At 68.8% G+C, this 25,093-nt stretch carries 20 protein-coding genes; 11 read left to right on the forward strand and 9 right to left on the reverse strand.

The window, feature by feature from the left end; genetic code table 11:
• Nucleotides 1-9: 9 nt before the first annotated feature.
• Both AB4Y74_RS02270 and AB4Y74_RS02275 read right to left on the reverse strand, forming a co-directional pair.
• Nucleotides 10-7,533 carry an Ig-like domain-containing protein gene (locus tag AB4Y74_RS02270; protein ID WP_441797498.1) on the reverse strand — a complete coding sequence of 2,508 codons (7,524 nt, stop codon included), beginning with the start codon at nucleotides 7,531-7,533 and terminating at the stop codon, nucleotides 10-12.
• 235 nt (nucleotides 7,534-7,768) lie between these two features.
• Nucleotides 7,769-8,320, reverse strand: coding sequence for an isochorismatase family protein (locus AB4Y74_RS02275; protein ID WP_441797499.1), 552 nt, complete (start codon nucleotides 8,318-8,320; stop codon nucleotides 7,769-7,771).
• Between the two features lie 65 nt (nucleotides 8,321-8,385).
• On the opposite strand from AB4Y74_RS02275, the gene AB4Y74_RS02280 reads away from it, so the two are divergent.
• Entirely contained in the window at nucleotides 8,386-8,982 is a 597-nt protein-coding gene (locus tag AB4Y74_RS02280; protein ID WP_441797500.1) for a pentapeptide repeat-containing protein, read from the forward strand.
• Nucleotides 8,983-8,985: 3 nt separating this feature from the next.
• Here AB4Y74_RS02280 and AB4Y74_RS02285 read toward each other — a convergent pair whose 3' ends face one another.
• Complete coding sequence (locus tag AB4Y74_RS02285; RefSeq protein WP_441797501.1) at nucleotides 8,986-9,657, reverse strand: ABC transporter ATP-binding protein; 672 nt, start codon at nucleotides 9,655-9,657, stop codon at nucleotides 8,986-8,988.
• 28 nt (nucleotides 9,658-9,685) lie between these two features.
• Nucleotides 9,686-11,233: an ABC transporter permease gene (locus tag AB4Y74_RS02290; protein ID WP_441797502.1), complete on the reverse strand. Its 1,548-nt coding sequence runs from the start codon at nucleotides 11,231-11,233 to the stop codon at nucleotides 9,686-9,688.
• Nucleotides 11,234-11,407: 174 nt separating this feature from the next.
• Between AB4Y74_RS02290 and AB4Y74_RS02295 the strand changes: the two genes are divergently transcribed.
• The 7 genes from AB4Y74_RS02295 to AB4Y74_RS02325 all read left to right on the forward strand — a co-directional run bounded on the left by AB4Y74_RS02295 (nucleotide 11,408) and on the right by AB4Y74_RS02325 (nucleotide 18,473).
• The gene (locus AB4Y74_RS02295) at nucleotides 11,408-12,652 is read left to right on the forward strand and encodes an NAD(P)/FAD-dependent oxidoreductase (RefSeq protein WP_441797503.1); all 1,245 of its coding nucleotides are present in this window, start codon (nucleotides 11,408-11,410) and stop codon (nucleotides 12,650-12,652) included.
• Nucleotides 12,649-13,545 (forward strand): RNA polymerase sigma-70 factor, encoded by an 897-nt coding sequence (locus tag AB4Y74_RS02300; protein WP_441797504.1) that lies wholly within the window; start codon nucleotides 12,649-12,651, stop codon nucleotides 13,543-13,545. Before AB4Y74_RS02295 ends, AB4Y74_RS02300 begins: the two co-directional genes overlap by 4 nt.
• 70 nt (nucleotides 13,546-13,615) lie before the next feature.
• Nucleotides 13,616-14,386, forward strand: coding sequence for a response regulator transcription factor (locus AB4Y74_RS02305; RefSeq protein ID WP_441797505.1), 771 nt, complete (start codon nucleotides 13,616-13,618; stop codon nucleotides 14,384-14,386).
• Nucleotides 14,383-15,969: a sensor histidine kinase gene (locus AB4Y74_RS02310; protein ID WP_441797506.1), complete on the forward strand. Its 1,587-nt coding sequence runs from the start codon at nucleotides 14,383-14,385 to the stop codon at nucleotides 15,967-15,969. The genes AB4Y74_RS02305 and AB4Y74_RS02310 overlap by 4 nt, the downstream gene beginning before the upstream one ends.
• A gap of 221 nt (nucleotides 15,970-16,190) precedes the next feature.
• Nucleotides 16,191-16,706, forward strand: a complete 516-nt coding sequence (rplJ, locus tag AB4Y74_RS02315; RefSeq protein ID WP_374008026.1) for a 50S ribosomal protein L10 — start codon at nucleotides 16,191-16,193, stop codon at nucleotides 16,704-16,706.
• A gap of 68 nt (nucleotides 16,707-16,774) precedes the next feature.
• The gene (gene rplL, locus AB4Y74_RS02320) at nucleotides 16,775-17,164 is read left to right on the forward strand and encodes a 50S ribosomal protein L7/L12 (RefSeq protein ID WP_374008024.1); all 390 of its coding nucleotides are present in this window, start codon (nucleotides 16,775-16,777) and stop codon (nucleotides 17,162-17,164) included.
• A gap of 652 nt (nucleotides 17,165-17,816) precedes the next feature.
• A complete protein-coding gene (locus tag AB4Y74_RS02325; protein WP_441797507.1) occupies nucleotides 17,817-18,473 on the forward strand; it encodes a class I SAM-dependent DNA methyltransferase in 657 nt (218 codons plus the stop codon).
• A 6-nt stretch (nucleotides 18,474-18,479) separates the two neighbouring features.
• On the opposite strand, the gene AB4Y74_RS02330 is transcribed toward AB4Y74_RS02325, so the two are convergent.
• Entirely contained in the window at nucleotides 18,480-18,938 is a 459-nt protein-coding gene (locus AB4Y74_RS02330; RefSeq protein ID WP_441797508.1) for an SRPBCC family protein, read from the reverse strand.
• A gap of 68 nt (nucleotides 18,939-19,006) precedes the next feature.
• Here AB4Y74_RS02330 and AB4Y74_RS02335 point away from each other — a divergent pair, with 68 nt between their 5' ends.
• From AB4Y74_RS02335 to AB4Y74_RS02345, 3 genes are read left to right on the forward strand one after another with little or no spacing between them, the layout of a single operon-like run.
• Nucleotides 19,007-19,825, forward strand: coding sequence for a metalloregulator ArsR/SmtB family transcription factor (locus AB4Y74_RS02335; RefSeq protein ID WP_441797509.1), 819 nt, complete (start codon nucleotides 19,007-19,009; stop codon nucleotides 19,823-19,825).
• A gap of 36 nt (nucleotides 19,826-19,861) precedes the next feature.
• Nucleotides 19,862-20,326, forward strand: coding sequence for a MarR family winged helix-turn-helix transcriptional regulator (locus tag AB4Y74_RS02340; RefSeq protein ID WP_441797510.1), 465 nt, complete (start codon nucleotides 19,862-19,864; stop codon nucleotides 20,324-20,326).
• A 53-nt stretch (nucleotides 20,327-20,379) separates the two neighbouring features.
• A complete protein-coding gene (locus AB4Y74_RS02345) occupies nucleotides 20,380-21,618 on the forward strand; it encodes an MFS transporter (RefSeq protein ID WP_441797511.1) in 1,239 nt (412 codons plus the stop codon).
• Between the two features lie 189 nt (nucleotides 21,619-21,807).
• Here the strand turns inward: AB4Y74_RS02345 and AB4Y74_RS02350 are convergent, their stop codons facing one another.
• The 4 genes from AB4Y74_RS02350 to AB4Y74_RS02365 are packed head-to-tail and all read right to left on the reverse strand — an operon-like array spanning nucleotide 21,808 to nucleotide 25,030.
• On the reverse strand, nucleotides 21,808-22,815 hold the full coding sequence (locus AB4Y74_RS02350; RefSeq protein ID WP_441797512.1) for a LacI family DNA-binding transcriptional regulator: 1,008 nt from the start codon (nucleotides 22,813-22,815) through the stop codon (nucleotides 21,808-21,810).
• Between the two features lie 13 nt (nucleotides 22,816-22,828).
• Entirely contained in the window at nucleotides 22,829-23,071 is a 243-nt protein-coding gene (locus tag AB4Y74_RS02355; protein WP_441797513.1) for a hypothetical protein, read from the reverse strand.
• 4 nt (nucleotides 23,072-23,075) lie between these two features.
• A complete protein-coding gene (locus AB4Y74_RS02360) occupies nucleotides 23,076-23,990 on the reverse strand; it encodes a carbohydrate ABC transporter permease (RefSeq protein WP_441797514.1) in 915 nt (304 codons plus the stop codon).
• Nucleotides 23,990-25,030: a carbohydrate ABC transporter permease gene (locus AB4Y74_RS02365; RefSeq protein WP_441797515.1), complete on the reverse strand. Its 1,041-nt coding sequence runs from the start codon at nucleotides 25,028-25,030 to the stop codon at nucleotides 23,990-23,992. The genes AB4Y74_RS02360 and AB4Y74_RS02365 overlap by 1 nt, the downstream gene beginning before the upstream one ends.
• Nucleotides 25,031-25,093 lie beyond the last annotated feature (63 nt).

Raw genomic sequence — 25,093 nt, forward strand, 5'->3', positions numbered from 1 at the left:
GCCGTCGAGTCACAGGGTTCCGGCTCGTCGTCTCCTGCCTCTGACGAACAGGAGCACCGCGCCCGTGCCGGTGAGCAGAAGGGCGCTGAGCGCGATGGCGGACCAAGCGCGCAGGTTGGAGCCCGTGCCTGCGAGGCCCGTGAGGATGTCGGTGAGCGCCGGTGGCAGCACGATCGAGTCAGCGGTCGCCGCGGCGCGGTTGTTGTCGAGCGCCGGGTCGTAGGCGGTCGTCAGGACGACGGCTTCGTTCCGGAGGACGGTGCCCGCGGCCAGGCCGGGGTCGACGGTGCCTGTGATGCGATCCGTCACGGTGGCTCCCGCTGCCACGGTGGGATAGGCGCATTCCACAACGCTGGGGTGGGACGTCAGTGTGTAGGGGCCATAGTCCGGATCCAGGAGGGCAAGGTCCGCGGCCCGGGTCGTTCGTGTTTCACAGTCGGCCCCCGGGACGGCCGGGTCCGGCGTGCCCTGGGGGTGCAGGATGGCGGCCGGGATCGGGTCGATGGTTCTCACGTTCGCCGCCGCGGAGGGGCCGTGGTTGCTGGTCGCGATGGTGTACGCGATCGGAAGGCTCGCGACCGCGCCCGGCAGGTCGAGGCTCTTGGTGAGCGCCAGGTCGGCGACCGGCGTGACGGTGACCGCGACCACACCGGTGTCGCAGGCCGGAGCGGGGGTGGACGTGTCGCAGACCTGATAGGTGAAGGCGTCTGCTCCGTCGAATCCGGCGTCCGGCGCGTAGGTGAGGGTGTTGTCGGAGTTGACAGTGACCGTCCCGTGCGTGGGCTGGGCCGTGACGGTGGGCGGGGCGGCGAGGGGCTGACCCGATCCAGAGACGGACACGGCGAGCACGTCGAGCGGGGCCGCGACCTGGTCGGTGCGCGTCGTGAGCTGCAGGTCGGGGGCCGACACCGTGTTCGCGAGGACGGTGACAGCGACCTCGACGGAGTCGCACGCCGGCGGCGTGGCGGTGTCGCAGACCCGGATCTCGTAACCGTCGGTGCCGGTATAGCCGGCGCCTGGGGTATAGGTCACCGCACCGGTCGCCGGGTCGATGGAGATCGCCCCGTGCTGGGGTGCGGTCACGGCGGTGACCGTGGAGGGATCGATGGGCTTGCCCGTCGTGGTGACGATGTCCTGCAACGGTGTCGTCACGGCCGTATCCTGCGGGGTCTCCACACCGAGGTTGCCTGCCGCGGCCGGACCGTCGATGAACACGTTGTCGATCGTCACGGCGACGGAGGCCGTGGCGCAGACCGGGTCGGGGAACGAGGTGTCGCAGATCGTGTAGGCGTACGAGTCGGTGCCGCTGAACCCGACGTCCGGGGTGTATGTGATCGAACCATCCGCGTTGACCGCCGTGGTCCCGTTTGCGGGCTGGGTGCTGATCGTCGGCAGGGCGAACTGCTGACCGGACGAGGAAGTGTCGTTCGCACCGACAGCGGTCGTCACCGACGACCCCGCGTTCACCGTCGCGCTGTCATCGACAGCGGTCACCGTGTTCGGTTGCACGGTCACCCCCACGACGGTGGTGTGGCACTCCTGCGGGGTGGCCGTGTCACAGGCCGAGACGGCGTAGCTGTCCGCCCCGGCGTACCCGGCCGACGGCGTGTAGGTCACTGCCCCGCTCAGCGGGTCGATATCCACGCTGCCGAAGGCCGGCGCCGTCTCCTGGGTGACGGTGGCCGGATCCACGGGGGAACCGGACGCGGACATGATGTCCGCGAGTGGGGTGGTCACCGGCTGGTTCTGGGTCGTGACGATCCCGCTGTTCGCTTGCGCGGCCGGACCGTCGGTGAACACGTTGTCCACCGTGACGGCGACATCCGCGCTGTCGCACACCGGGGTGGGAGTCGAGGTGTCGCACACCTCGTAGGAGTAGACGGTTCTCCCGCTCCAGCCCGCGGCGGGGGTGAACGTGATATCGCCGTTGCCGGCGACGGTCGCACTGCCGTTGTCCGGCTGGGCGGTCACGGTCGGCGCGGCCAGAGGCTGTCCGGACAGCGACGTGTCATTGCTGCGGACGTCAGTACTCACGGCGACGCCGGCGTTCGTGGTGGCGGTATCGTCGACGGCCGTCACCACGTTCACGGCGACCGTCACTCCCACCATCACGGTGTCGCATTCCTGCGGTGTCGCGGTATCGCAGACGCTCACGGTGTAGGCGTCCTCGCCGCTGTACCCGGCGGTCGGCGAGTACGTGACGGCCCCGGTGGTCGGGTCGATCGCGATGATGCCGTGGGCCGGTGGGATCGCCTGACTCACTGACGTCGGGTCGAGAGGGGCACCGAGCGTGTGGGCGATGTCGGCCAACGGCGTCGTCACAGCCGTGTTCTGCGGCGTGCTGACACCCCCGTTCGAGCTCGCCGCCGGACCGTCCACGAATACATTCGTCACAGTCACGTCGACTGTGGCGGAGTCGCATGCCGGCGTCGGAGCGGACATGTCGCACACCGTGTAGGTGTACGAATCGGATCCGCTGAATCCGGCGTTCGGGTTGTACGTGATATCTCCGGACGCCGTGATCGTGGTCGTCCCGTCTGCAGGCTGCACGGTGACCGACGGGTCTGCCAACGGCTCGCCGGTCGCGGAGAGATCGTTGGCGCGGACATTCGTCGTCACCGGGCTCCCGGCTGCGGTCGTCGCGGTGTCGTCGCCCGCCGTCACCACGTTGCCGGTGACCGTCACGGCGACCGTCACCGAGTGGCACTGCTGCGGGATGGCGGTGTCGCACTCGGTGACTCCGTACGTGTCAGGACCCGCATATCCCGCGGCCGGGGTATACGTGATCGCCCCGGTGGTGGCGTTGAGCGCCAGCGTCCCGTGGCCGGGCGGGGCGGCGACCGTCGCCTTCGCTGGGCTGATCGGCATCCCCAACGTGGTGACGATGTCCGCCAGCGGGGTGACCACCGGGGTGTTCTGGCCGGTCACCACTCCGGCGTTCCCGGCCGCCGCCGGGCCGTCGATGAACACGTTGTCGATCGTGATCAGTACCGTCGCCGAATCGCAGGACGGGATGGGATTGGATGTGTCGCAGATCTCGTACACGTAGGAGTCCGTGCCGCTGTAGCCGCTGTCCGGCGTGTAGGTGATCGTCCCGTTCGCGTTCACCACGGCGGCTCCGTGTGCCGGCGGTGTCGCGATCGTCGGATCGGCCAGCGGTTGGGCCGACTCCGACGTATCGTTGGCCAGCACATCCGTGGTCACCGACGAACCCGCGTTCACGGTGGCGGTGTCGTCGCCGGCCGTGACTTCGTTGGGCGGGATGGTGACACCGACGACGACGGAGTGGCACTCTTGCGGGGCTGCCGTGTCGCACACGTTCACGTCGTAGGTGTCCGTCCCGCCGTAACCGGACGCCGGAGCGTAGGTGACGGCGCCGGTGACCGGGTCGATGGTGATGCTGCCGTGCCGGGGCGCCGTGATTTGGGTGACCGTCGTCGGATCCAGCGGGGCGCCGAGAGCGGTGACGATGTCCGCAAGCGGCGTCGTCACCGGGGTGTTCTGAGCGGTGCCGATGCCTCCGTTGCTGTCCGCGGCCGGCCCGTCGACGAAGACGTTGTTCACCAGCACGGCGACCGTACCCGTCCCACAGGCGGGAGTCGGGGTGGACGTGTCGCAGACCGTGTAGGTGTAGGAGTCGTCACCGCTGAACTGCGCGTTCGGGGTGTAGACGATGTTGCCGAAGGCGTCGACCGCCGCAGCGCCGTGGGCGGGCTGGGTGGCGACCGCCGGGGTCCACAGCGGTTGCCCCGACGCCGAGATGTCGTTGGCGCGTACGTCGGTCGACACCGCGGTGCCGGCCGTGGTGGTCGCCGAGTCGTCGACCGCCGTCACCGTGTTCGGCTGAACGGTGACCGACACCGGCCCCGTCCCGCATTGAGCGGGCGAGGAGGTGTCGCAGAACTGCACCTCGTACGTATCGGGGCCCGAGTACCCGGCGGCCGGAGTGTACGTGATCGCCCCGGTCGTGCCGTTGATCGACAACGAACCATGCTGCGGCGCCGTCTGCTGACTGACTGCTGCCGGATCCAACGCCGCACCGGCGGCAGTGACGACCTGCGCGAGCGGCGTCGTTACGGGAGTGTTCTGCGGGGTGGTCACGGCCGGGTTCAGCGGTGTGAACACGTTGAGCACTGTGTCGGTGTCGGTGGCCTGGTCGGTGAACGTCGTCGCAGCATCGGCCGGGTCCGGAGCCGTCATCACGACGCTGTTCACGATGCTGTCCTGGGCACCGGGCAGTACCTGCACGGTGACTGCGACGGCAAACGACGAACCGGCGCCCCCACTGGTGCTGGTGCCGTCGCCGAGCACGCCGGCTGCGGCGAGCGCGCCCGTCCAGGTCAGAGTCGAACCGTTCACCGCGGCCGTCGGCGTCGACGACACGTACGCAACGCCCGGCGGAAGCGTGTCGACCAGGGTGATCCCACTCACCGACTCGGCGACCAGCAGATTGGTCGCGGCGATGGTGTACGTGGTCTGTTGGCCTACAGCGACGCTGGTCACTCCATCGGTCTTCGTCACCCGCAGCTGCGGCGGCGACGGCGCGACCGTCGCGCAGGACGTCGCAACGTCATTGGCGGGGAATGGGTCGTTGTAGATCCCGTGCACGGTGCCTGTGAAGCACACCGTCGATGCAGCGCTCGGCGAAGGCCGGAAGGTGGGACTGATCGTCTCCGGGGTATTGATCGGCAGCAGACGGGACGTCGTTCCGTCCGGATTCACCGCGCGGCAGCTGATCTCGGTGGGGCCGGTCGTACCCGGAGCCGTGCACAGCCAGCCGGGCTGGGCCAGACCGGCGATCTCCACTCCCGCGGGAACGTCGATGGTCGCCGTCGCGGGCGCCGCCGTCGATCCGCCCAGGTTCGTCACGACGAAGGGGATCGTACCGACCCGATTCGTCTGCAGCGGGTAGTGCGCGCCCGCCGTGATGAGGAGATCGGACTCTTCCGTCGTGGCGCAAACCGGGCGTGGCTCGATGGAAGCCAGCAGATCCGTCGCCGCCGCGACCGAGTTGCATGCCACTTGGTCGGCCGCGCCGCCCACGAGGGCTGCGCTGTAGACGAACGAGCGCGAAGCTTGGAACGGCAACGTCGTCAGCGTCGCCCGGATGCTGCTTGCCCCGCCGGCCGTCCCCGTCCAGGTGCCGGTCGTCGCCCCCGAGTAGACCTGGGGCCGGGGCGGGTTCGTCGACGTCGAGTACGCCAGCGTCACCCCGGCACCGACGTCGCTGACGCCGACCAGGGTCTCCGTGACGGTGCTCCCGCGCGGCGTGGTCGCCGTCGCGTCGCTCGTTCCGACATCTCCCACATACGGCAGGACATCGTAGATCACCACATTGGTCAGGTCGGCGTTCCCCAGGTTCTGCAGCGTGACCCGATACTTGATCGCCGCCGCCGCCGGCGGCACTCCGACCCGGATATCGGGATCGGCGATCCAGTCGCACCCATCAGCAGCCGAGGAATCCGGGCGGCAGATCTCCTTCTTCACCCCCACCGAACGAGTCGGCGACAAACTCGTCACACCGTTGGCGCTGGCGAACGCATCCGTGCTACTGCCGTCGCCATCCACATCGGTGGTGTCGACATACTTCACCGGACTGTACGAGGTCGCGATGCTGTTCCCGACGTCGCCGAGCATGAACGTCGCGGTCTGATTATTGGTGCCTGCGGGCGCCGCCAGCGTGGGAGAGGTCTTCACCTGCAGTTGGGGCAGGGTCGCTGTGCCGTCCACACCGAGCGGCGCCGGCCAGTTCACCACCACGGCTTGCCGGACGGTGCCGTTGAATGTGACCGTGCGGTAGTCGAACGTCGCTCCGGCCGGGGGAGTGGCCGTGAACGAGGCGCCGTTGGCCGGGATGGTCCAGCCGAGCGGAGCGATGTAGACGTACTGCGGGCGGAGCGGGGAGCCGGCTATGAGGTTCGAAATGCTGCCGTTCGCCCGCCAGATCACCTCGCTGCCGACTACCGCCGTGCCACCACCGGTCACGGTCGCCGCCGGCGCTCCTGCGGACAGGCCGATCTGGCCGGCCGTGCTCACCAGTGTGACGCAGGACGTCACAGGCCCGACACTGACCGGATTCAGCCCGGGGGAGCCTGGGTAGGCCACCGACCCGCTGGCCGTGTTGCACCGCTGGCCCGGCGTCGCGCCGTAACGCACCACCGTGTTGTATACGACGGTGAATGGGGTGCCCAATGCGCCGGAGGGGTCGGAGTTCGGTCCGACCAACGGAGCAGAGGTGGCGGTTGCTGCGACGATGCGTCGCCCGGCCGGCGCGGTGATCGAGCCGACCGCCGTACCGGTGGTTCCATCGTCCAAGGTGTAGCTGAGCGAGCCCCCGGTGCCCGAATAGCCGACATTCGTCACCGCGAGATCGGGCAGATCCAGTGTCGTGTCAGAGATCGTGGCGACACCCGGAACGTTGCCCTGGTTGTTCGCGGTGACCTGCCAACGCACCCCCGCGGTCCCACCCGGCGTGTTCGGGATGTTGACCGAACCGACGAAGGCATTGATGGCAGGGTTCCACATGCCCTTGCCGATATTGGCCTTGCCGAAGGGCGCACAGTTGCCGACCTGTAGGTTCTGGGTGGTGCTGGCCGCCTTGACCTGGCCGTCGAGGTAGGTGACCGTCTGCGTGCCGGAGAACGTTTCCGTGACGATGCAGCCGGGGGAGGTCGTCGGGTACTGCGTGCTCGGGAACTGTACCCGGAATGTTCCGGGTTGGCCGTACACGCCCCGCGCCGCGACCTGACCGCTCTGGGCGAACGTCACGCTATGCGTACCCGCGTCGTACGTTCCGCCGCTGCCCGGTACGTAGACCGCCTTCGGTGGAAGTTGGACGGTCGCGGTGTACGACTGCGCACATGTGAACTGCGCCGCAGCCCGGAAGTCCAGTAACGAAGCGTCGAACTGGACGCACCCCGACGTGCTCCGAAACCAAAACACGGTGACGTCGGTGTCGGTGGCCGTGTTCGCCGGGGCGGAGAGTGCCGCACTCGGGCTGGGCACCGTGCTCACCCAGGTGGCAGTGGCGGTCGACGTGGCGGGGGTGTCCGAGTTCGTCGCGCTGATCGTCGCCGAGCGTTGGATCTGGGAGCCGTTCAGGAAGAATGATCCGCCGGCGACCCCGCTGGGGGTGTTGTTGAACACGGTGTATTCGATGCCGAAGGACCCGCTCGTCCCCGCGGTCACCGTGCCGAGGTTGACCGTCAGCCCGTTGTAGGCCGTTCCGGTTATGGGCGGCGGGGGCGAAAAGGGAGGATTGAAGATGTAGGTGTTCAGCTCTCGGCGCTGCGTGCCGTAGAACGAGTCGACCGCAGGTCCCGGGATCGTGACGTTCGTGCCCAGGCAGTCCGCGATGTTGCAGCTGTACGCGATGTTCAGCACGTACCTGCCATTCGGGATGGTCGCCGCATTGACGGAGGTGACCGGCGTACCAGCCGTGTCGGTGATCGTCGTCACCACCGAAACGACGGCCGGCCCCGCAGCGTCAGCAGCGGCCAGCGGCACCAGACTGAAACCGAGCGCGAGCGACACTGCCGCGGCACCAAAGCGGAGAAACCGCGAACCCAGATGTGCGAACCGGTTGCGCCCGCGTGATCGTCCGGAATCCTCGGCTGCAGAGCCTTCGGTCGTCATCGTGTCCCCCCACGGCTGCCGCCCGCAGCCGCGTTTCTCTCGCGAGCACGTCAACTATCGGGCGAGTCCCTAGCGTTGGGCGAGATGATCCTCCGATCGACAGCCGGATCGAAAGACAGCTGTTGATCCGTCGTCACCGGAAGTCGACGGCCGCCGCGTCGACGACCTCCGCTGTGCGGCCAGGGGCGCGGTGATTCGACCAGTACAGGTTCGTGTGCGCGATCACCAGGTCGGGCGTCGGCGCGCCCCACTCGGACAGGTCCTCGGTGGTGTGCGCATCCCCGACCAGCGTCACGTCGTAGCCGCGGACGAGACCGCCGTGGATCGTGGCCCGGATGCACTCGTCGGTCTGTGAACCGGTGACGACGATCCGTCCGACCTGCGCGTCCGCCAGGACCGCCTCCAGTTCCGAGTCCTCGAACGCGTCGGCGTACTCCTTCGGCACGAGCGCCTCGGCCTGGTCGCGCACCAGCTCGGGCACGAACTGCCAGCCGTCGCTGCCGAATGGCAGGTGCTCGTCCGAGTGCTGGATCCACACCACCGGGACCCGCTCGTCACGCGCCCGGTCGACGAGGCCGCGGATGGCGAGGACGACCTCATCCCGGCGATGCGCGCCGCCGATCACGTCGTTCTGAACGTCGATCACCAGCAGCGCGCTCCCGGGTCGCCCATCGAGAGTGGTCATGATTCCCCCTTTGCGACGGGATGCTACTCCGCGGCCGGTCCGCTGCGCGCGACTAGGCTCGCCGTGTGACGAGCATCCCGGACGCCATCAAGGGCGAGGACTGGTACGGACGCGACCTGGAGGGGGTCGAGTACGCCGGGGTCGTCTTCGACGACGTCGACATGACGGAGCTGCGGAGCTCCGGCGCGACGTTCACCGACTGCGTGTTCCGCAAGGTGAGGTTCAACGTCAGCGAGCACAGCGACTCCGCCTTCGTGAACTGCCGGTTCGAGTTCTGCAACTTCTTCGACGCGACCTTCCGCCGGTGCAAGCTGACGGGGAGTACGTTCTCCGGCTGCGAGTTCGCGCTGCTGAAGGTGGAGGGCGGCAACTGGTCGTTCACGAATCTGCTGCGTGCCGAGCTGCGTGGCGCGACCTTCGAGGGCGTTCGGCTGCGCGAGGCCGACCTGACGCAAGCGCGTTGCCAGGAGGCCACCTTCGCGGGATGCGACCTCAGCGCCGCGATGCTGTCGGGCGCCGACCTGACCGCCGCGACCATCGCGGGAAGCGACCTGACCGGCATCGACCCCACCGATGTGGTCCTGCGCGGGACCGTCATCGACGATCGCCAGGCGGTCGTGCTCGTCGAGGCGCTCGGGATGGTCGTCGTCCCCTCCGCGTGACCGCTAGGCCACCTCGTTCACTTGGCCGTGCTTGATGTGCAGCCGGCGCTGGGCGCGCTTGGCGACCGCGGTGTCGTGCGTGACGATGACGACCGTGAGTCCGCGGTCGCGCCAGAGTCCCTCCAGCAGGTCCATGATCTCGTCACGGGTCTCCTCGTCGAGGTTGCCGGTCGGCTCGTCCGCCAGGAGGACCTCCGGATCCTTGACCAGCGCGCGGGCGATGGCGACGCGTTGCTGCTGACCGCCGGACAGCTCGGACGGCAGGTGGTTGCCGCGGTCGGCGAGTCCGACAGACGCCAGCGCTTGCGCCGCGCGCCGCTTGCGCTCGGCGCCGCTGACCCCGAGCGGCGCCAACGCCGTCTCCACGTTCTCCTGAGCGGTGAGGGTCGGGATGAGGTTGAAGCCCTGGAAGACGAAGCCGACCTCCGTGGCACGGATCTTGGCGAGCTTGGCATCACGCGGCTGCGACAGGCTGACCGTTCCGAGCTCGACCGAGCCGGAGGTCGGCCGGTCGAGCGCGCCGAGCATCTGCAGAAGCGTGGATTTGCCGCCCCCGGTCGGACCCTGGATTGCGACGAGCTGTCCGTCCGGGATCTCCAGGGTGACGTCGTTGAGGGCGACGACCTGGCGCTTGGACTGGGTGTACTTCTTGGTGACGTCGGTGAGGGTGTACATCGTGACTCCTTAGGGTCGAGGGTCGGGTTCAGGCGACGGAGCGCAGGGCGTCCGCCGGGCGCAGACGGGAGGCGCGCCACCCGCCGAAGACGCCGGCGAGCAGTCCGCCGAGCACCGCGAGCGCGACGGCGCCGACGATGATCCACGGCGTGACCGGTGCGTGCAGAGCGATGGTGGCCGAGGACGTGGCCGCTTCGCGGGCGGCTCCGAACGCCCCGCCGCCGGCGAAGCCGCCGCCTGCGCCCGGGGCGTTCGTCGCCGTGGTGCCGGCCGCACCGGCCGCACCGGCACCTCCACGGGCAGCATTGCTGAAGCCACGGCTGATGCTGCCGGTCAGGGTGGGCGAGATCAGATTGACGACGAGCACTCCGAGGAGGCCCACCGCGACGCCGATTACGCCGCCGATGGCACCCTGCACCACCGACTCGCCGGCGACCTGGCCGACGACGCGGCGGTTGGACCAGCCGATCGCCTTCAGGGTGCCGAACTCGCGGGTGCGCCGGGTGACGCCGGAGATGGTGAAGAGGATGGCGATCAGGAACGCCGCCGCGAGCACGATGACCGAGAGCCAGGTGCCGAGGTTGGCGATGAGTTCGCCGGCGCTGCCGAGGGAGCCGGAGACGGTCGAGGCGAGGTCGGCCTGCGTGCTGACGGTTGCGCCGGAGACCGCTTTGGTGAGGTCGGTCTTGATCTGGTCGATGTCGCCCGAGGAGGCGGCCTTCACGTACACGGACGAGATCTTCCCGGTCTGGCCGGACAGCGTCTGGGCGACGTCGAGAGGGATGTACGCGTTCGCCGCGGTGGTCGCGTCGGAGCCGGTGGCTGCGACCATCCCGACCACGCTGAACTCGGTGCCGCCGATGGTCACCGTGTCGCCGACGGCCTTGCTGGCCGTCTTGGCGTAGCTCGCATCCAGCACGACGACGTCCTTGCCCGCGTCGGCCGCTGAGAAGCTGCGCCCGCCGGTGAGTGTCACAGAGGCGAGAGGTCCGACCGATTTGCCGGCCGGGTCGAGGCCCAGCACGGAGAACGAGTCGACAGTGAACGAGCTGCCGCCCGCGCCGTCGGAGCCACCCGTTGGCGGTGCGGTCGGCGCGGCCGCCTGACCGCTCTCGCGCTGCTGGCGCAGCTGCTGGAAGTTGGGCAGCGTGCCGCTGAAGCTGGTGTTGGTGAGCGAGAGCACCGCGGCGGCGGAGGCCACGTTGTCCACCTTCTTCACCGTGGTGAGGGTGGCCGCATCCATTACCGTCGCGCCGCGCGTGGGCTCGAGCCGGGAGGTGTTCACCTGGCGGCCGGTGCCGGTGTCCGTTCCGGCTCCCGCGCCGAAGTCGAACCGCGGCCCACCGCCCGCTCCCTGCTGGGTCGTGGCGCCCTGCGCGGTGGCCGGCTGGCTGACCGTGATGTCGGTCCCCACCCCGTATACCGACTGCAGGACGCTCTGCTGCGCTTGGCGGACGCCGCCGGAGACGGCGTCGACGATGATGACGAGCGCGATCGCGAGCGCCATTCCGATCGCGATGATGATCGTCTGCTTGCGGCGGTTGAGCAATTCGCGCCGCAGATAGGTCCCGAACATTGGCTTCCAAACTGTGCTGAGAGATGGGCTTCTTGCCGGAGGTTAAGGACCACCGTTTTCGGGTCGCTGTGGCGAGGCTATGCATCTGCCGTGTGCGCCTCCTCCAACGGATGTCACACTCGGGCTTGCTGCGGTGTCTCGTGTTCGACAGCATCTCGAGCGAAGGAGACTCCCATGCAGCACCCGGTCCAGGTCGTCGTGGTCGGCGGAGGGTATTCCGGCGTCACCGCGGCCAACCGCCTCACGGGCCACCCGGACGTGGAGGTGACTATCGTCAATCCGCGCGCGGTATTCGTCGAGCGCATCCGGCTCCACCAGCTGGTGGCCGGTTCCGACGACGCCGTAGTCGAGTTCTCGCGGGTGCTGGCGCCGTCGGTGCGGCTGCTGGTCGACGCCGTCGAGCGCATCGATGCCCCCGGGCGGCGACTGCTACTGGCCTCGGGCGAAACGCTCGTCTACGACCGGCTGGTGTACGCCGTCGGGAGCGGGCGGGGCATCGCCGATGTGCCCGGCGCGGGCGCACACGCGTACCCGATCGCGGATCTGCAACAGGCCGAGAGGTTGCGCACGGCGCTCGCCGAGACGGGACCGACGGCCCCCGTCACCGTGGTGGGAGGGGGACCCGCCGGCATCGAAGTGGCGGCGGAGCTCGCCGAGCAGGGCTGCGCAGTCACCCTCGTCTGCGCCGGGCGGCTGGGGCCATCGCTGCACCCCCGTGCGCGCCGTTCCGTCGCCCGTCGGCTGAGGGCACTCGGCGTGACCGTGGAGGACGCCCCCGGTTCACGAGTGACCGCCGTCCGCCGGCGCGAGGTCGACCTTGCAGACGGCCGCACCCTCCCGAGCGCCATCACCGTCTGGGCCACCGGCTTCGGCGTCCCCGACCTCGCCCGCGCCAGCGGTCTGAGCACCGACGCTCTCGGCCGCCTCCTCACGGACGAAACGCTCACCAGCATCGACGACGACCGCATCGTCGCCGCGGGCGACTCGGCCGCGCCGTCCGGAGTCCCGCTCCGGATGAGCTGCCAGGCGGCCGGCCCCCTCGGCGGTCACGCGGCCGACACGGTCCTGCGCCGGGTGGATGGGCGAGAGCCCGCTCCGTTCGTCATGGGATTCGTCGGCCTGTGCCTCAGCCTGGGCCGGCAGCGCGGCATCTTCCAGTTCGAGCACGCGGACGACAGCGCCACCCGGGTGCACATCGGCGGGCGGGCGGGTGCGCTCGTCAAGGCGGTCGTGTGCTGGGGAACTGTCGAGTCGCTCGTCCTGGAGGCTCGGCACCCGGGCGCGACGCGGCTTCCCGCGGTGTTCGGGGATCGCGGTCGCCGCCGTATGCTCGCAACGAGCGGGGCTGCAGCCGCTGACAGGGCGGTCGCAGGAGGCCTGAGGACGCCCGGGACACACGGGGGAGCGGGGCGGGCATGAGTGCACATCGACCGGATGCGGCGACCGATACCTTCATCGCCCACCGCAACCTGCTCTTCACGGTTGCGTACGAGATGCTTGGTTCGGCCGCGGATGCGGAGGACATCCTCCAGGAGACCTGGCTGCGCTGGGTGAAGGTCGACCTGAAAGAGGTGCGCGAGCCACGCGCCTATCTCGTGCGGATCACGACCCGCCTCGCGCTCAATCGCCTCCGCAGCGCCCAGCATCGTCGCGAGGCGTATGTCGGACCGTGGCTTCCCGAGCCGCTGCTGACCTCGCCCGACGTCGCCGAGGATGCGGAGCTCGCCGAGAGCGTGTCCATGGCGCTGATGGTGGTGCTCGAGACGCTCGGTCCGACGGAGCGTGCGGTCTTCGTGCTGCGCGAGATCTTCGGTTTCGGATTCGACGAGATCGCGACGACGCTGGAGAAGACACCGGCGGCGGTGCGACAGATCGCGCACCGGGCGCGAGAGCATGTGGAGGCGCGGCGACCGCGTGTCGCCGTCTCCGCGGTCGAGGCGCGGGCAGCCCTCGAGGGTTTCCGGATCGCCGTCGAGACCGGCGACCCGCAGGCCATCCTCCGGGTCCTCGCCCCCGATGTGGTGCTGGTCAGTGACGGCGGCGGTGTGAAGCAGGCGGCCCTGCGGCCGATCCGGGGGGCGGACAAGGTGGCGCGGTTCATCCTGGGCGGCATTCAGAAGTCGGGCGCAATCGTCACAGCGGAGGCGACGGTCGTGAACGGCTCACCGGCGCTCGCGCTCAGCGTCGGCGGCGAGTTGGACGGTGTACTCGCGGCGCGCGTCCGGGACGGGCGCATCACCGGCCTCTACTTCGTGCGGAACCCGCAGAAACTGACCCGGCTCACCGAGGAGACGACGCTCTCGCTGCGGTAACCGCCGCTGATCCGATGCGCTCAGAGAGTTCATAGGTTGCGCAAAGACAGCATCCATTCGGCTCCTCATAATGGGAAAGGTGACCATCAACGCGCGCGCCGCCACCGGCTCCTCCAGCCAGCCCCGTTCTCTGCTGCGCCGCGCGGACGGCAGCTCCATCCGGGTGCTCGTCGTGGACGACGAGGCCACCCTGACCGACCTGCTCGCGATGGCACTGCACTACGAAGACTGGGAGGTCAAGACGGCCTCGAACGGGCAGCAGGCGCTCCAGCTCTCGCGCGAGTTCAAGCCGGACGTCGTGGTCCTCGACATCATGCTTCCCGACATCGACGGGCTGCAGGTGCTGTCGCGGATGCGGGCCGACGGCAACGAGGCGCCCGTACTGTTCCTCACGGCGAAGGACTCGCTCGACGACCGCATCGCCGGCCTGACCGCCGGCGGCGACGACTACGTCACCAAGCCGTTCAGCCTCGAGGAGCTCGTCGCGCGCCTCCGCGGACTGCTCCGCCGCTCGCGCACCGCCATCGCCGACCACGAGGATCCGGTGCTGATCGTCGGCGACCTCGTCCTCGACGAGGACAGCTACGAGGTGCACCGCGACGGTGAGCCCATCCAGCTGACCGCCACCGAGTTCGAATTGCTCCGCTTCCTCATGCGCAACCCGCGCCGCGTGCTCAGCAAGGCGCAGATCCTCGACAGGGTGTGGAGCTACGACTTCGGCGGCTCCTCGAGCGTCGTCGAGCTGTACATCTCGTACCTCCGCAAGAAGATCGACGCCGGTCGCACGCCCATGATCCACACGGTCCGCGGCGCCGGCTACATGGTGAAGGCCGCACAATGACGTCAGCCCGCCTCGCGGGCGCCCCCGGAACCGATCACCCCTCCGGTCGCGCGAGCGGCCGCTCGCCGCGCATCCGTCCGTTCCGCTCCTGGACGCTCCGCAGCCGGGTGGTGCTCGTGGTGGTGGCGATGCTCGCGGTGCTGGGCGCCGTGATCGGGACGGTCAGTGTGTTCGCGCTGCAGAACTACCTCATGCAGCGATTGGATGGGCAACTCACCTCGGCGCTCGCGCGGGGGCAGCACGCGGCGGACCGGATCTACGGCGACCAGCCGACCGGACCCGATGTGATCGGTATCGTCCAGACGCCCGGGCAGCAGACCGGGACGTTCGGCGTGATCCGCAGCGGTGACATGCTGCTCTACCCGGTGATCCTGTCCGACCGGCCGCAGAACGCCTCCGGTGACCAGCCGGTCGCGCCGCAGCGCGTTCCGATCGCGACCACCGCACTCGTGACGCTGCCGGCGGACGGCCACCCCCGCACGATCGATCTCGGTGCGTCTCTGGGCAGCTACCGCGTCGCAGCGGTGCCGCTCACCAACGGCGACAGTGTCATCATCGGCCTGCCGCTGAGCGACGTGAACGCGACGGTCGCTCGACTCGCGCTCGTGATCGGGCTGGTGACCCTGGCCGGCCTGGTCTTCGCCTTCCTGCTGGCGAATGTCGTGGTCCGGCTCGCCATGCGCCCGCTGGAACGGGTCGCCAGCACGGCGGAGCAGGTGTCCCTGCTGCCGCTCGACCGCGGAGATGTCGCGCTGTCGGTCCGCGTTCCGGAGGGGGACACCGACCCGCACACCGAGGTCGGAAAGGTCGGCTCGGCGCTGAACCGGATGCTCGGGCATGTCGCGTCGGCCCTGACAGCGCGACAGGCGAGCGAGCAGAAGGTCCGCCAGTTCGTGGCGGATGCCAGCCACGAGCTGCGGACACCGCTCGCCTCCATCCGCGGGTACGCCGAGCTGACCCGCCGCGCGCCGCACGAGTTGCCGCCGGACGTCACCCGGTCGCTGGGGCGCATCGAGTCGGAGGCGACGCGCATGACCTCCCTCGTCGAAGACCTCCTCCTGCTCGCCCGGCTCGACGAGGGCCGCGAGCTCGACCGCGACCCGGTGGATGTCACCCACCTGCTCGTCGACGCCCTCAGCGACGCGCACGCGGCCGGTCCCGACCACGAGTGGACGCTCGACCTGCCTGAGGAGCCCGTCGAGGTGATCGGCGACGCGCCCCGGCTGCACCAGGTGCTGGTCAATCTGCTCGCGAACGCGCGGGTCCACACGCCCGAGGGCACGAAGGTGACGGCGGGACTGCGGGCCGATGCCGAGACCGGCCGAGCGGTGATCACCGTCGCGGACGACGGGCCCGGCATCCCGGAGGACCTGCGGTCCACGCTTTTCGAGCGCTTCGCCCGTGGAGACACCTCGCGCAATCGGGCGACCGGCTCGACCGGGCTGGGACTGGCGATCGTGCACGCGGTCGTGGTGGCCCACGGGGGAGAGGTGACGGTGGCGAGCGAGCCCGGAAGGACCGTGTTCACGGTGACCCTTCCGCTGGTCCCTGCCGATTTGCCTTCGGTGGCGTCCATCCCGTAGCCTGTACGGAGCCAAAGACCGCTGGTTGTCGTGCTTGCATGACCGAAGATCCACTCAGGTGGGGCCCGCGCAGGTGTGTGAAGCAAGTTCCGCAGTTCTCTGCGTTTCGGCTCCGTGCCCTGTGCTCCGTCCCTCTGGGCCGGGGCTTTTTTCTTTGCCCGGCGGGCTCTGGCGGCACATCGCTCCCGCGGTGTGCGACGAAGATTATTGAGGAGTAGGCCATGGCGAACAAGGAAGCCGCGGTTGCCGAGCTCGAAGGACTTTTCGAGAGCTCGTCCGCCGTTCTGCTGACCGAGTACCGCGGTCTCACTGTTGCTCAGCTCAAGACGCTGCGCAAGTCCATCAGTGAGCACGCGACCTACGCCGTGGTGAAGAACACGCTGACCAAGATCGCGGCCAACAAGGCAGGCATTTCGTCGTTCGACGACGAGCTCGCCGGTCCGTCCGCGATCGCCTTCGTGCACGGTGACCCTGTCGCCGTCGCGAAGTCGCTGCGTGACTTCGCCAAGGCAAACCCTCTGCTGGTGGTCAAGGGCGGTTACTTCGACGGTAACCCGCTGACCGCAGAAGAGGTAGGCAAGCTCGCCGACCTCGAGTCCCGTGAGGTACTGCTGGCCAAGCTGGCCGGCGCCTTCAAGGCCTCGCTGTTCGGAGCCGCATATCTGTTCAACGCACCGCTGTCGCAGGCCGTTCGCACGGTCGACGCGCTGCGTGAGAAGCAGGAGTCCGCTGCGTAGTTCCTTCGGGAACAGGTCCGCAAGGGCCACGCCAGCGGTGAGTAACCACACACACTAAGGAGAGAATCATGGCAAAGCTGTCGACTGACGAGCTGCTCGACGCGTTCAAGGAGCTCACGCTCATCGAACTGAGCGAGTTCGTGAAGAAGTTCGAGGAGACCTTCGAGGTCACCGCCGCCGCCCCCGTCGCCGTGGCCGCCCCGGCCGCCGGTGGTGCGGGCGCCGCTGCCGAAGAGGTCGAGGAGAAGGATTCCTTCGACGTCGTCCTCGAGGCCGCCGGTGACAAGAAGATCCAGGTCATCAAGGAGGTCCGCGCTCTCACCAGCCTCGGCCTCGGCGAGGCCAAGGCCGTTGTCGACGGTGCTCCCAGCACCGTCCTCGAGGGCGCCAACAAGGAGACCGCCGAGAAGGCGAAGGCTCAGCTCGAAGAGGCTGGCGCCACCGTCACCCTCAAGTAATTCGCGCCCTTCGGGGCTCTTCTTACTGACTGGCTGACAAGTCTCGCGCTGTTAAAGGCGCGGTCGCGACGCGGACTCCTTCTTATAGAGAGTGTCCGCGTTGTGGAGGGCGTCGCCCCCGGCAACGGGGCGACGCCCTCCGTGCGTTTAACGACGTACGGGCGCGGATGCTCACCCATCCACCGCGTCCGATCTCGCCTGCCAGCGAGCAGCGGTGTGCAAGGACGCACAACCGGAAGAAGAACCACGATGAGTACCAGCACGTGGCGTGCATACGCCTCAGCACTGCGCGGCTTCGCCCACGCAATGCTCCACGGGGAGGACCGCGACAGCGGCTGTCACCCGCCGGATCTGTGCCGCAGGACCCTCCTCTATGACAGGTACCTGCGGTAACACCCCTCGAAGCGCCCTCGGCCACCCGGCCGGGGGCGCTTCTCCGTGCCGTCCCGCCCGCCCCCGCATCGAGCCGCTGACGGAGGAGTATGCGGCTGGCCTGGCGCGCGCGTCCTCCGTTTCCCGTACTCCTCCGGTGTGTCCAACCGTGTTTCCTCCCTTTCCTCGGTGCTCCGATTGGGCGGGCGTCGTCGACCGGCTGTGCGACCACCGATAGCCGCCGGTCGCTTCTGGTCGGCCGGCATCGCTCGCCCCTACGATGAGCCGCGTGACCGAACCCGCCGATGTGACCGAGACCCGCGCCGCCTACGACCTTGTGGCCGAGGACTATGCGGAACTTCTCCGCGGCGATCTCGCCGGAAGCGAGTACGACCGGGCCATGCTGGGCGTGTTCGCCGAGCAGATCGCGCGGGCAGGGGGAGGTCTCGTCGGCGATCTGGGCTGCGGGCCGGGCCGCATCGCCGGGTACCTGGCCGGGCTCGGGATGGACGTGGCCGGCATCGACCTGTCGCCGCGGATGGTGGAGGTCGCCCGGCGCGAACATCCAGGCGCCCGTTTCGAGGTCGGCTCGATGGCGGCCCTCCCGTTGGGGGATGCGGAGCTGGCCGGGGCGCTCGCCTGGTATTCGATCATCCACACGCCCGACGACCGTCAGGGCGAGCTGTTCGCCGAGTTCGCCCGCGTGGTGCGGCCGGGAGGGGTCGTGCTGCTCGCTTTTCAGGTGGGTAGCGACGTCGTGCACCTGACGCACGCGTACGGGCACGATCTGGACCTCCGCACCAGAAGGCAGGAACCGGGCCGGGTGCGCGCGCGGCTGGCGGAGGCGGGTTTCGTCTTCACATCGGAACTGGTGCGCGCCCCCGTGGCACCGGAGAAGGTGCCGCAGGCGTACGTGATGGCCCGGCGCGCGAACTGAAGATCGTCAGTCGACGAGGTGGGCGAGGTTCTCGAGTTCGTTCGCCCGGCCGGCGAGCAGGCGCTCGGTCCACACAGCGTCGTGCATCGGCTCGACGTGCATCACGACGCGCGTGCCGGTGCCCTCCGGTTCGAGGTCGACCACGGTGAGTTGGTCGTAGGGCTCGTGATCGGGCACGAAGTCGACGACCGAGCGGTAGGCCAGCCGACGAGGGCGGTCGACTTCGGTGAAGACCTTCCGTGATCGTGTGCTGAGCGGGATGCCGTTCTGCTGGAGGAACGCGACCTGCTCCGGAGCGGTCGCCGTCATCGTGTACACCAGTTCGCCTCCTACCGTCAGGTCGAGTTTGTCCACGTCGGTGCGGAACCCGTCCGGTGCCCACCATGCGCCGATGCCGGCGGGTGTTGTCCACAGCTGCCAGATACGTTCGGGTGAGCCGGCGACGGTTCGTTCGATGATGTCCATGGAGTCTCCTTCGGTTGGTTGCACAATATATTCGTCGTAACGAATGTGTCAAGCATTATCCTGAGAGAGTGACGGTCGATATCCAGCAGGCGCTTGCGGTGATCGCGGAGCCCACGCGCTTCCGTATCGTGCGCCTGCTCGCTGAGGCGCCGCGGACGGTGGGGGAGGTGACGCTGGCGCTGGGGGCGCTTCAGCCGCAAACGACGAAACACCTGCAGGCACTCGAAGCGGCCGGTGTCGTCCGCGTCCATCGCCTCGGACGGCGCCGGGTGGCGAGCCTCGACCGCGAGGCGCTGCGCACACTTGGCACGTGGTTCGCGGAGTTGGCAGAGAGTACGGCAGACGATGCGGTGCTCGAGCGTTACGAGGGGGCGGTGGCGCGCGCGGAAGCCCGCACGGCTCTGGGGGAGAGGCTGGCGACGAGTCTCGAACTCCGCCGCGAGTTCGGGGCTTCTGCTCCCGCGATCTGGCGGGCGTGGACCGACCCGACCGTTGCGGCCCGGTGGTGGAGTCCTGCGCACTTCGAGGTCGCAGAGTGCTCGATCGATCTGGTACCCGGCGGGCAGGTGTCGCTGACTCTCCGCGAGCCGGACGGCGCTGAGTATCGTTCGGCGGGCCGCATGCGGGAGGTCGACCCGGGCCGACGGCTCGTCTACGAGCTGTCGCCGGTCGATGCCGCAGGTCGCCCCCTGTTCCAGGTGGTGCACGTGGTCGCACTGGAGACCGGGCGCTCCGGCGGCGCCACGGCGGTACACCTGACCGTCCGGGCATTCGGCGCCGATCATCGGGCGGCCGCGATGGTCGCCGGGCTCGAGGCGGGCTGGGAGCAACTGCTCGACGGCCTGGAGCGGCTTCTGAGCACGGACGCGGCCCGGCCCATCCTGTGAATTGATTTATATAGGAGAGCTATATATAATCGAAGGGTGCCCGAGACTCCCGAACTTCACCAGATCCTCGGCGACCTCGTGGTCGCCGCACACCGACTGACCCGTCTCGCTGCCCGGGTGACCGGCAGCACGGAGTCGCCCGCGACCTGGCGCACGCTGAGCGTGCTGCAGACCGTCGGGGCGATGCGCCTCGGCGAGCTCGCCACCCACAGTCGCGTGTCCCAGCCCACGATGACCAAGATCGTGCGCAACCTGGTCGACGCCGAGTGGGTCAAGCGCATCGCCGATAGCGACGACGCGCGCGCCTGGCAGATCGCCATCACGGCGAAAGGCGCTGACGCGCTGCAGACCTGGCGCGACGAGCTGTCCTCCGCTCTCGTGCCGATGTTCGCCGACCTCAGCGACGACGAGCTGGCCGCGATGCGGTCCACCGTCGAGATCATCGGCTCGCGAGTCGACCTCTCCGCCGCGACATCCGCCGCGCTCGCCGGCCGCCGCTGACCGCGTCCCCTTCATCATCCCTCCACAACCGTCCAAGGAGCCGCAACCCCTCCATGTCGCATGACCATCCCACCAGCATCCTGAAGCAGCCCACCGCCGTCTGGGCCGTCGCCTTCGCCTCCGTCATCGCCTTCATGGGCATCGGGCTCGTCGACCCGATCCTGCCCGCGATCGCGAAGAGCCTGCAGGCGACGCCCACTGAGACGGAGATGCTCTTCACCAGCTATCTGCTGATCACCGGCATCGCCATGTTCTTCAGCAGCTGGATCTCCAGCCGCATCGGAGCGAAGAAGACCCTGCTGATCGGCCTGGCCCTGATCGTCGTGTTCGCCCTCGCGGCCGGGCTCTCGCAGAACGTCGAGTCGATCATCGGCTTCCGCGCCGGATGGGGCCTCGGCAACGCGCTGTTCATCTCCACGGCACTTGCGACCATCGTCGGGGCGGCGTCCGGCGGCACCTCGTCGGCGATCATCCTCTACGAGGCAGCGCTCGGACTCGGAATCGCGATCGGCCCGCTGCTCGGCGGCCTTCTGGGCAGCTGGAGCTGGCGCGGCCCGTTCTTCGGCACGGCCACGCTGATGGCCATCGGCTTCGTCGCCATCGTCCTACTGCTGAAGAAGAACCCCGAGAAGCCGGCCCCGACGAAGTTGTCCGCGCCGTTCCGTGCGCTGGCGCGGCCGGCGCTCGGCTTCCTCGCCGCCGCGGCCCTGTTCTACAACATCGGCTTCTTCGTGCTGCTGGCCTACACGCCCTTCGCGCTCGTGCCGCTGGGCGTCGACAGCGCGATCTCGCTCGGTCTCATCTTCTTCGGCTGGGGTCTCGCCCTGGCGATCACCTCGGTGTGGGTCGCGCCGCTGCTCACCTCGCGCCTGCCGCGCACCCGGGTGCTGTGGCTGGTCATGCCGCTGCTCGGGCTCGACCTGCTGGCCGCCGGCCTTTTCGTCAGCTCGCTGGTCGCACTGATCGTCTGCGTGGTCGTCGGCGGTCTGCTCCTCGGCATCCTGAACACGGTGCTCACCGAATGCGTGATGGAGGCCACCGACCTGCCCCGCTCCGTGGCGTCGAGTGCCTACTCCGGCGTGCGCTTCCTCGGCGGTGCCATCGCACCGCCCGCCGCCACCCTGCTCGCCGACACGGTGAGCCCGGCGATGCCGTTCTACGCGGGTTGCATCTCGGTGCTGATCGCGGCAGCGCTCATCGTCATCGGCCACAAGCACCTCAAGCGCGTGGATGCTCCGCACGAGACGGCGCAGCAGGAGGCGGAAGTGCTCGCCCTGGCCGACGCGGACTGAACCGGGAACGATCCCAGAAGCCGTCCTTTTCGAAGAGCCGCCCTGCACTAGTCAGGGCGGCTCTTCCCGTCATGTGGGCCCCGAAAGCCCGACGGACGACCCCATGGGCGGACCGTGCCTACCCGAAAGGCGCGCTCCGCAGGATGGTCGCGCTCCCATTCTCTCAGACCCTGGGAGCGTTTCCGCACCTCAGCGGGGAGGCGCCGTGGACGAGCGGACCACGAGACTCACGGGGGAGCGGATCGAGGTGGTCCGCGGCTCGGCGCCCGTCAGCTCGTCCAGCAGGATGCGCGCGGCGGTAGCACCCTGGTCGAACGGATCCTGCGCCATGGTGGTGAGTCCGAAGCCCGCGGCGTAGTCGTGGTCGTCGATGCCGATCACCGACAGGTCGTCGGGTACGCGCAGGCGCTTGTCGCCGGCGGCGAGGATCGCGCCGAACGCCATCTCGTCCGAGCCGGCGAACACCGCGGTCGGCCGAGCGCCCGGTCGTTCGAGCAGACGATTCATCGACGCACGGCTCTCCGGCAGCGAGAACCCGCCGGGGATGATCCACTCCGGTCGCACGGGGAGGCCGGCGTCGCGCATCGCATCCTTGAACCCCTGCAGCCGGCCGATCGGCACCTGGCTGTTCAGCCCCTCCTCGTCCTCTCCGCCCAGATGCGCGATGGCGGTGTGGCCGAGGGCGATGAGGTGCGAGGTGGCCGTGTAGGCGGTCGAGGGCTCGTCGATGCCGACGTTCCGGAGGCCTTTCACCGGGCCGCCGACCACGATCGTCGGGTGGCCGAGTGTCGACAGCTGCTCCCGCTCCTCCGTCGTGAAGTCGAGGCAGAGGGCCAGCAGCGCATCCGTCCGCTTGCGCAGGATGCTGCGGTGGAAGACCCGCTCCCGGTCGCCGCGGTGGCCGCCAAGGTTGAACAGGATCATGTCGTAGCTCGCCGACCGCAGTTCCGCATCCACCCCCTCCAGCACCTGCGTGTAGAACCAGCGGCTCACCGACGGGACGACGACCCCCATCGCGAGCGTGCGCCCGCTGGCCAGGCCCGACGCGCTCGACGACGCGACGTACCCGAGCTCGTCGGCCGCCCTGCGCACCGCCGCCCGGGTCTTGTCCGATACGTTCGGCAGACCACGCAGGGCTCGCGAGACCGTGGCCGTCGAGACCCCGGTCACACGCGCGACCTCCTCGATACCCGCCATCGGCCTGGTCCGCTCAGGAGCCGTGGTGCTCGCGCAGCCGCGCCTCCTCGGCCTCCTGCCGCCGCGCGATGATGCGACGGCGCAGCTGCAGGAGGCCGATGAAGGCGAGAACGAGAACCAGCAGGGTGAGCGCCCACCCGAGCGCCGGCTCGCCGGTCAGCTCGCAGAAGACGGTGATCCCGAAGAAGGCGACGGCGAAGAAGCCGACGAAGCCGAGGCCGACGTCGACGACCTCGCGGGAGTCGCTGAACCGCATCCGATCAGCCCTTCACACCGCCGGCCGTCAGGCCGGCGACGATCCGGCGCTGGAAGATCAGCACCAGGATGATCAGCGGGACCGTGACGATGGTTCCGGCCGCCATGATCGCCGTGTACGGCTCCTGGTGCGGCTGGCTGCCGGTGAAGGAGGCGATGGCCACGGTGACCGGCTGCGTGCGGTCGCTGGACAGCTGGCTGGAGATCAGGAACTCGTTCCACGACGAGATGAACGCCAGGATCGCGGTCGTGAACACCGCGGGTGCCGCCAGCGGCAGGATGACCTTGCGGAAGGCCTGCGCCTGGGTGCAGCCGTCGATCCGCGCCGCCTCCTCGAGGTCCCACGGCATTTCGCGGAAGAACGAGTTCAGCGTGTAGACCGTCAGCGGCAGGGCGAACGAGATCTCCGGGATGATCAGCGCCTGGTACGTGCCCATCCACCCGATGTTCGTGAACAGCTGGAACAGCGGGGTGATGAGCGCGACGCCCGGGAACATCGAGGCGGCCAGGATGATACCGAGCACGATGCCCTTGAACTTGAAGTCCAGGCGGGCGAGCGCGTACGAGGCGAAGATGCCGACCACGAGCGAGATCAGCGTGACGCAGATGCCGATGAACAACGAGTTCAGCAGCGCACCCGGCAGATTGTTGCCGAGCTTGGTCGAGAGCGCCGTCACGTAGTTGTCCCAGGTGAAGTGCGTGATCCACGGTGTGTTGTCGTTCGTGAAGCCGACGTCGCGGAACGACGTGACGACCATCCAGTAGAACGGCAGCAGGCACCAGATCGTGATCACGATCGCCTGGATGCCCGTGCGGGCGCTCTGGTTGCGGCGACGACGGCCGGTACGGGTCTTGGTCTGGGTCCGGGGAAGTGCGCCCGCCTCGGCGGTCGCGGCGGCCTGTCCTGCGACGGCGGTCATCACTTCGCCCCCTTCTGCTGAGTCTCCTGCGTTCGGACCACGTTCGTGCCGAGCAATCGGACGAAGATGAAAGCGACCAGGAAGATGATGATGAAGGTGATGGTGGAGAGTGCGGCAGCGCTGTTGAACCCTTGCCTGATCTGATCGACGACCAGGATCGACAGGGTCGTCGTCGCATGGCCTGTTCCACCACCGCCTCCGGTGAGGATCTGGGGCAGGTCGTAGATGCGCAGTGCGTCGAGCACGCGGAACAGCACGGCGACCATCAGTGCCGGCTTCAGCAGCGGCATGGTCACGCGCCAGAAGCGCTGCCAGGTCGTCGCGCCGTCGACCTTCGCGGCCTCGTAGACCTCCTCGGGGATGATCTGCAGACCGGCGAGGATCAACAGCGCCATGAACGGCGTCGTCTTCCAGGTGTCCGCGATGATGACCGCGAACCGGGAGGCCCACTCGTCACTGGTCCACAGGATGTGCGCGCCGATCACGGCGTTCGCCACGCCCGCGACCGAGAAGATGAAGAACCACAGCTTCGCGGTGACGGCGGTCGGGATCGCCCACGGGATCAGGATGGCCGCGCGGACGAAGCCACGGCCGCGGAAGGCGCGGTTCATGATCAGCGCGAACCAGAGGCCCAGCACCGTTTCCAGGATGACCGTGGTCACCGTGAAGAAGAAGGTGACGAAGACGGCGCTCCAGAAGGTGGAGCCGAGGTTGCCGGGCGGGCAGGTGATCGTGGTCCCGTTGGGACCTGCGCACTGCTGGAACAGCCAGTGGGCGTAGTTCTGGAAGCCGGCGAAGCCGCCCTGGACGAACAGGCCGGTGGCGGGGTCGAGTCCGGCGTCCTTCTGGAAGGACATCACGATGGCGCTGACCACGGGGTAGCCGATGACGATGGCCAGGAGGATCAGTGTCGGGACGATGAGGTAGAGAGCGGCGCGGCCCTCTTTGTTGCGGGCGCGCTTCGCGCCGGCGCGCACGGAGGGACCGCGGTTCTTGCCGGACTGGGTGGATGAGGGGGCGACGACGTTCGACGTTGACATGTGTGCCTCCGGAGGAGTCTGGGTGGGTGTGGAGCCGGGCGGCGGGAGAGTTCCCGCCGCCCG

Origin of the sequence: Leifsonia sp. RAF41, assembly GCF_052114085.1 — a bacterium.
Classification (GTDB): Bacteria; Actinomycetota; Actinomycetes; order Actinomycetales; family Microbacteriaceae; genus Leifsonia.

What these genes read in the sequence shown, in the direction of transcription:
- rplL (WP_374008024.1), top strand. Translation starts at nt 16,775, where the DNA reads ATGGCAAAGCTGTCGACTGACGAGCTGCTCGACGCGTTCAAGGAGCTC.
- AB4Y74_RS02300 (WP_441797504.1), top strand. Translation starts at nt 12,649, where the DNA reads ATGAGTGCACATCGACCGGATGCGGCGACCGATACCTTCATCGCCCAC.
- AB4Y74_RS02285 (WP_441797501.1), bottom strand. Translation starts at nt 9,657, where the DNA reads ATGTACACCCTCACCGACGTCACCAAGAAGTACACCCAGTCCAAGCGC.
- AB4Y74_RS02305 (WP_441797505.1), top strand. Translation starts at nt 13,616, where the DNA reads ATGGGAAAGGTGACCATCAACGCGCGCGCCGCCACCGGCTCCTCCAGC.
- AB4Y74_RS02330 (WP_441797508.1), bottom strand. Translation starts at nt 18,938, where the DNA reads ATGGACATCATCGAACGAACCGTCGCCGGCTCACCCGAACGTATCTGG.
- AB4Y74_RS02325 (WP_441797507.1), top strand. Translation starts at nt 17,817, where the DNA reads ATGAGCCGCGTGACCGAACCCGCCGATGTGACCGAGACCCGCGCCGCC.
- AB4Y74_RS02350 (WP_441797512.1), bottom strand. Translation starts at nt 22,815, where the DNA reads ATGGCGGGTATCGAGGAGGTCGCGCGTGTGACCGGGGTCTCGACGGCC.
- AB4Y74_RS02295 (WP_441797503.1), top strand. Translation starts at nt 11,408, where the DNA reads ATGCAGCACCCGGTCCAGGTCGTCGTGGTCGGCGGAGGGTATTCCGGC.
- AB4Y74_RS02365 (WP_441797515.1), bottom strand. Translation starts at nt 25,030, where the DNA reads ATGTCAACGTCGAACGTCGTCGCCCCCTCATCCACCCAGTCCGGCAAG.
- AB4Y74_RS02310 (WP_441797506.1), top strand. Translation starts at nt 14,383, where the DNA reads ATGACGTCAGCCCGCCTCGCGGGCGCCCCCGGAACCGATCACCCCTCC.
- AB4Y74_RS02290 (WP_441797502.1), bottom strand. Translation starts at nt 11,233, where the DNA reads ATGTTCGGGACCTATCTGCGGCGCGAATTGCTCAACCGCCGCAAGCAG.
- AB4Y74_RS02345 (WP_441797511.1), top strand. Translation starts at nt 20,380, where the DNA reads ATGTCGCATGACCATCCCACCAGCATCCTGAAGCAGCCCACCGCCGTC.
- AB4Y74_RS02275 (WP_441797499.1), bottom strand. Translation starts at nt 8,320, where the DNA reads ATGACCACTCTCGATGGGCGACCCGGGAGCGCGCTGCTGGTGATCGAC.
- AB4Y74_RS02355 (WP_441797513.1), bottom strand. Translation starts at nt 23,071, where the DNA reads ATGCGGTTCAGCGACTCCCGCGAGGTCGTCGACGTCGGCCTCGGCTTC.
- rplJ (WP_374008026.1), top strand. Translation starts at nt 16,191, where the DNA reads ATGGCGAACAAGGAAGCCGCGGTTGCCGAGCTCGAAGGACTTTTCGAG.
- AB4Y74_RS02360 (WP_441797514.1), bottom strand. Translation starts at nt 23,990, where the DNA reads ATGACCGCCGTCGCAGGACAGGCCGCCGCGACCGCCGAGGCGGGCGCA.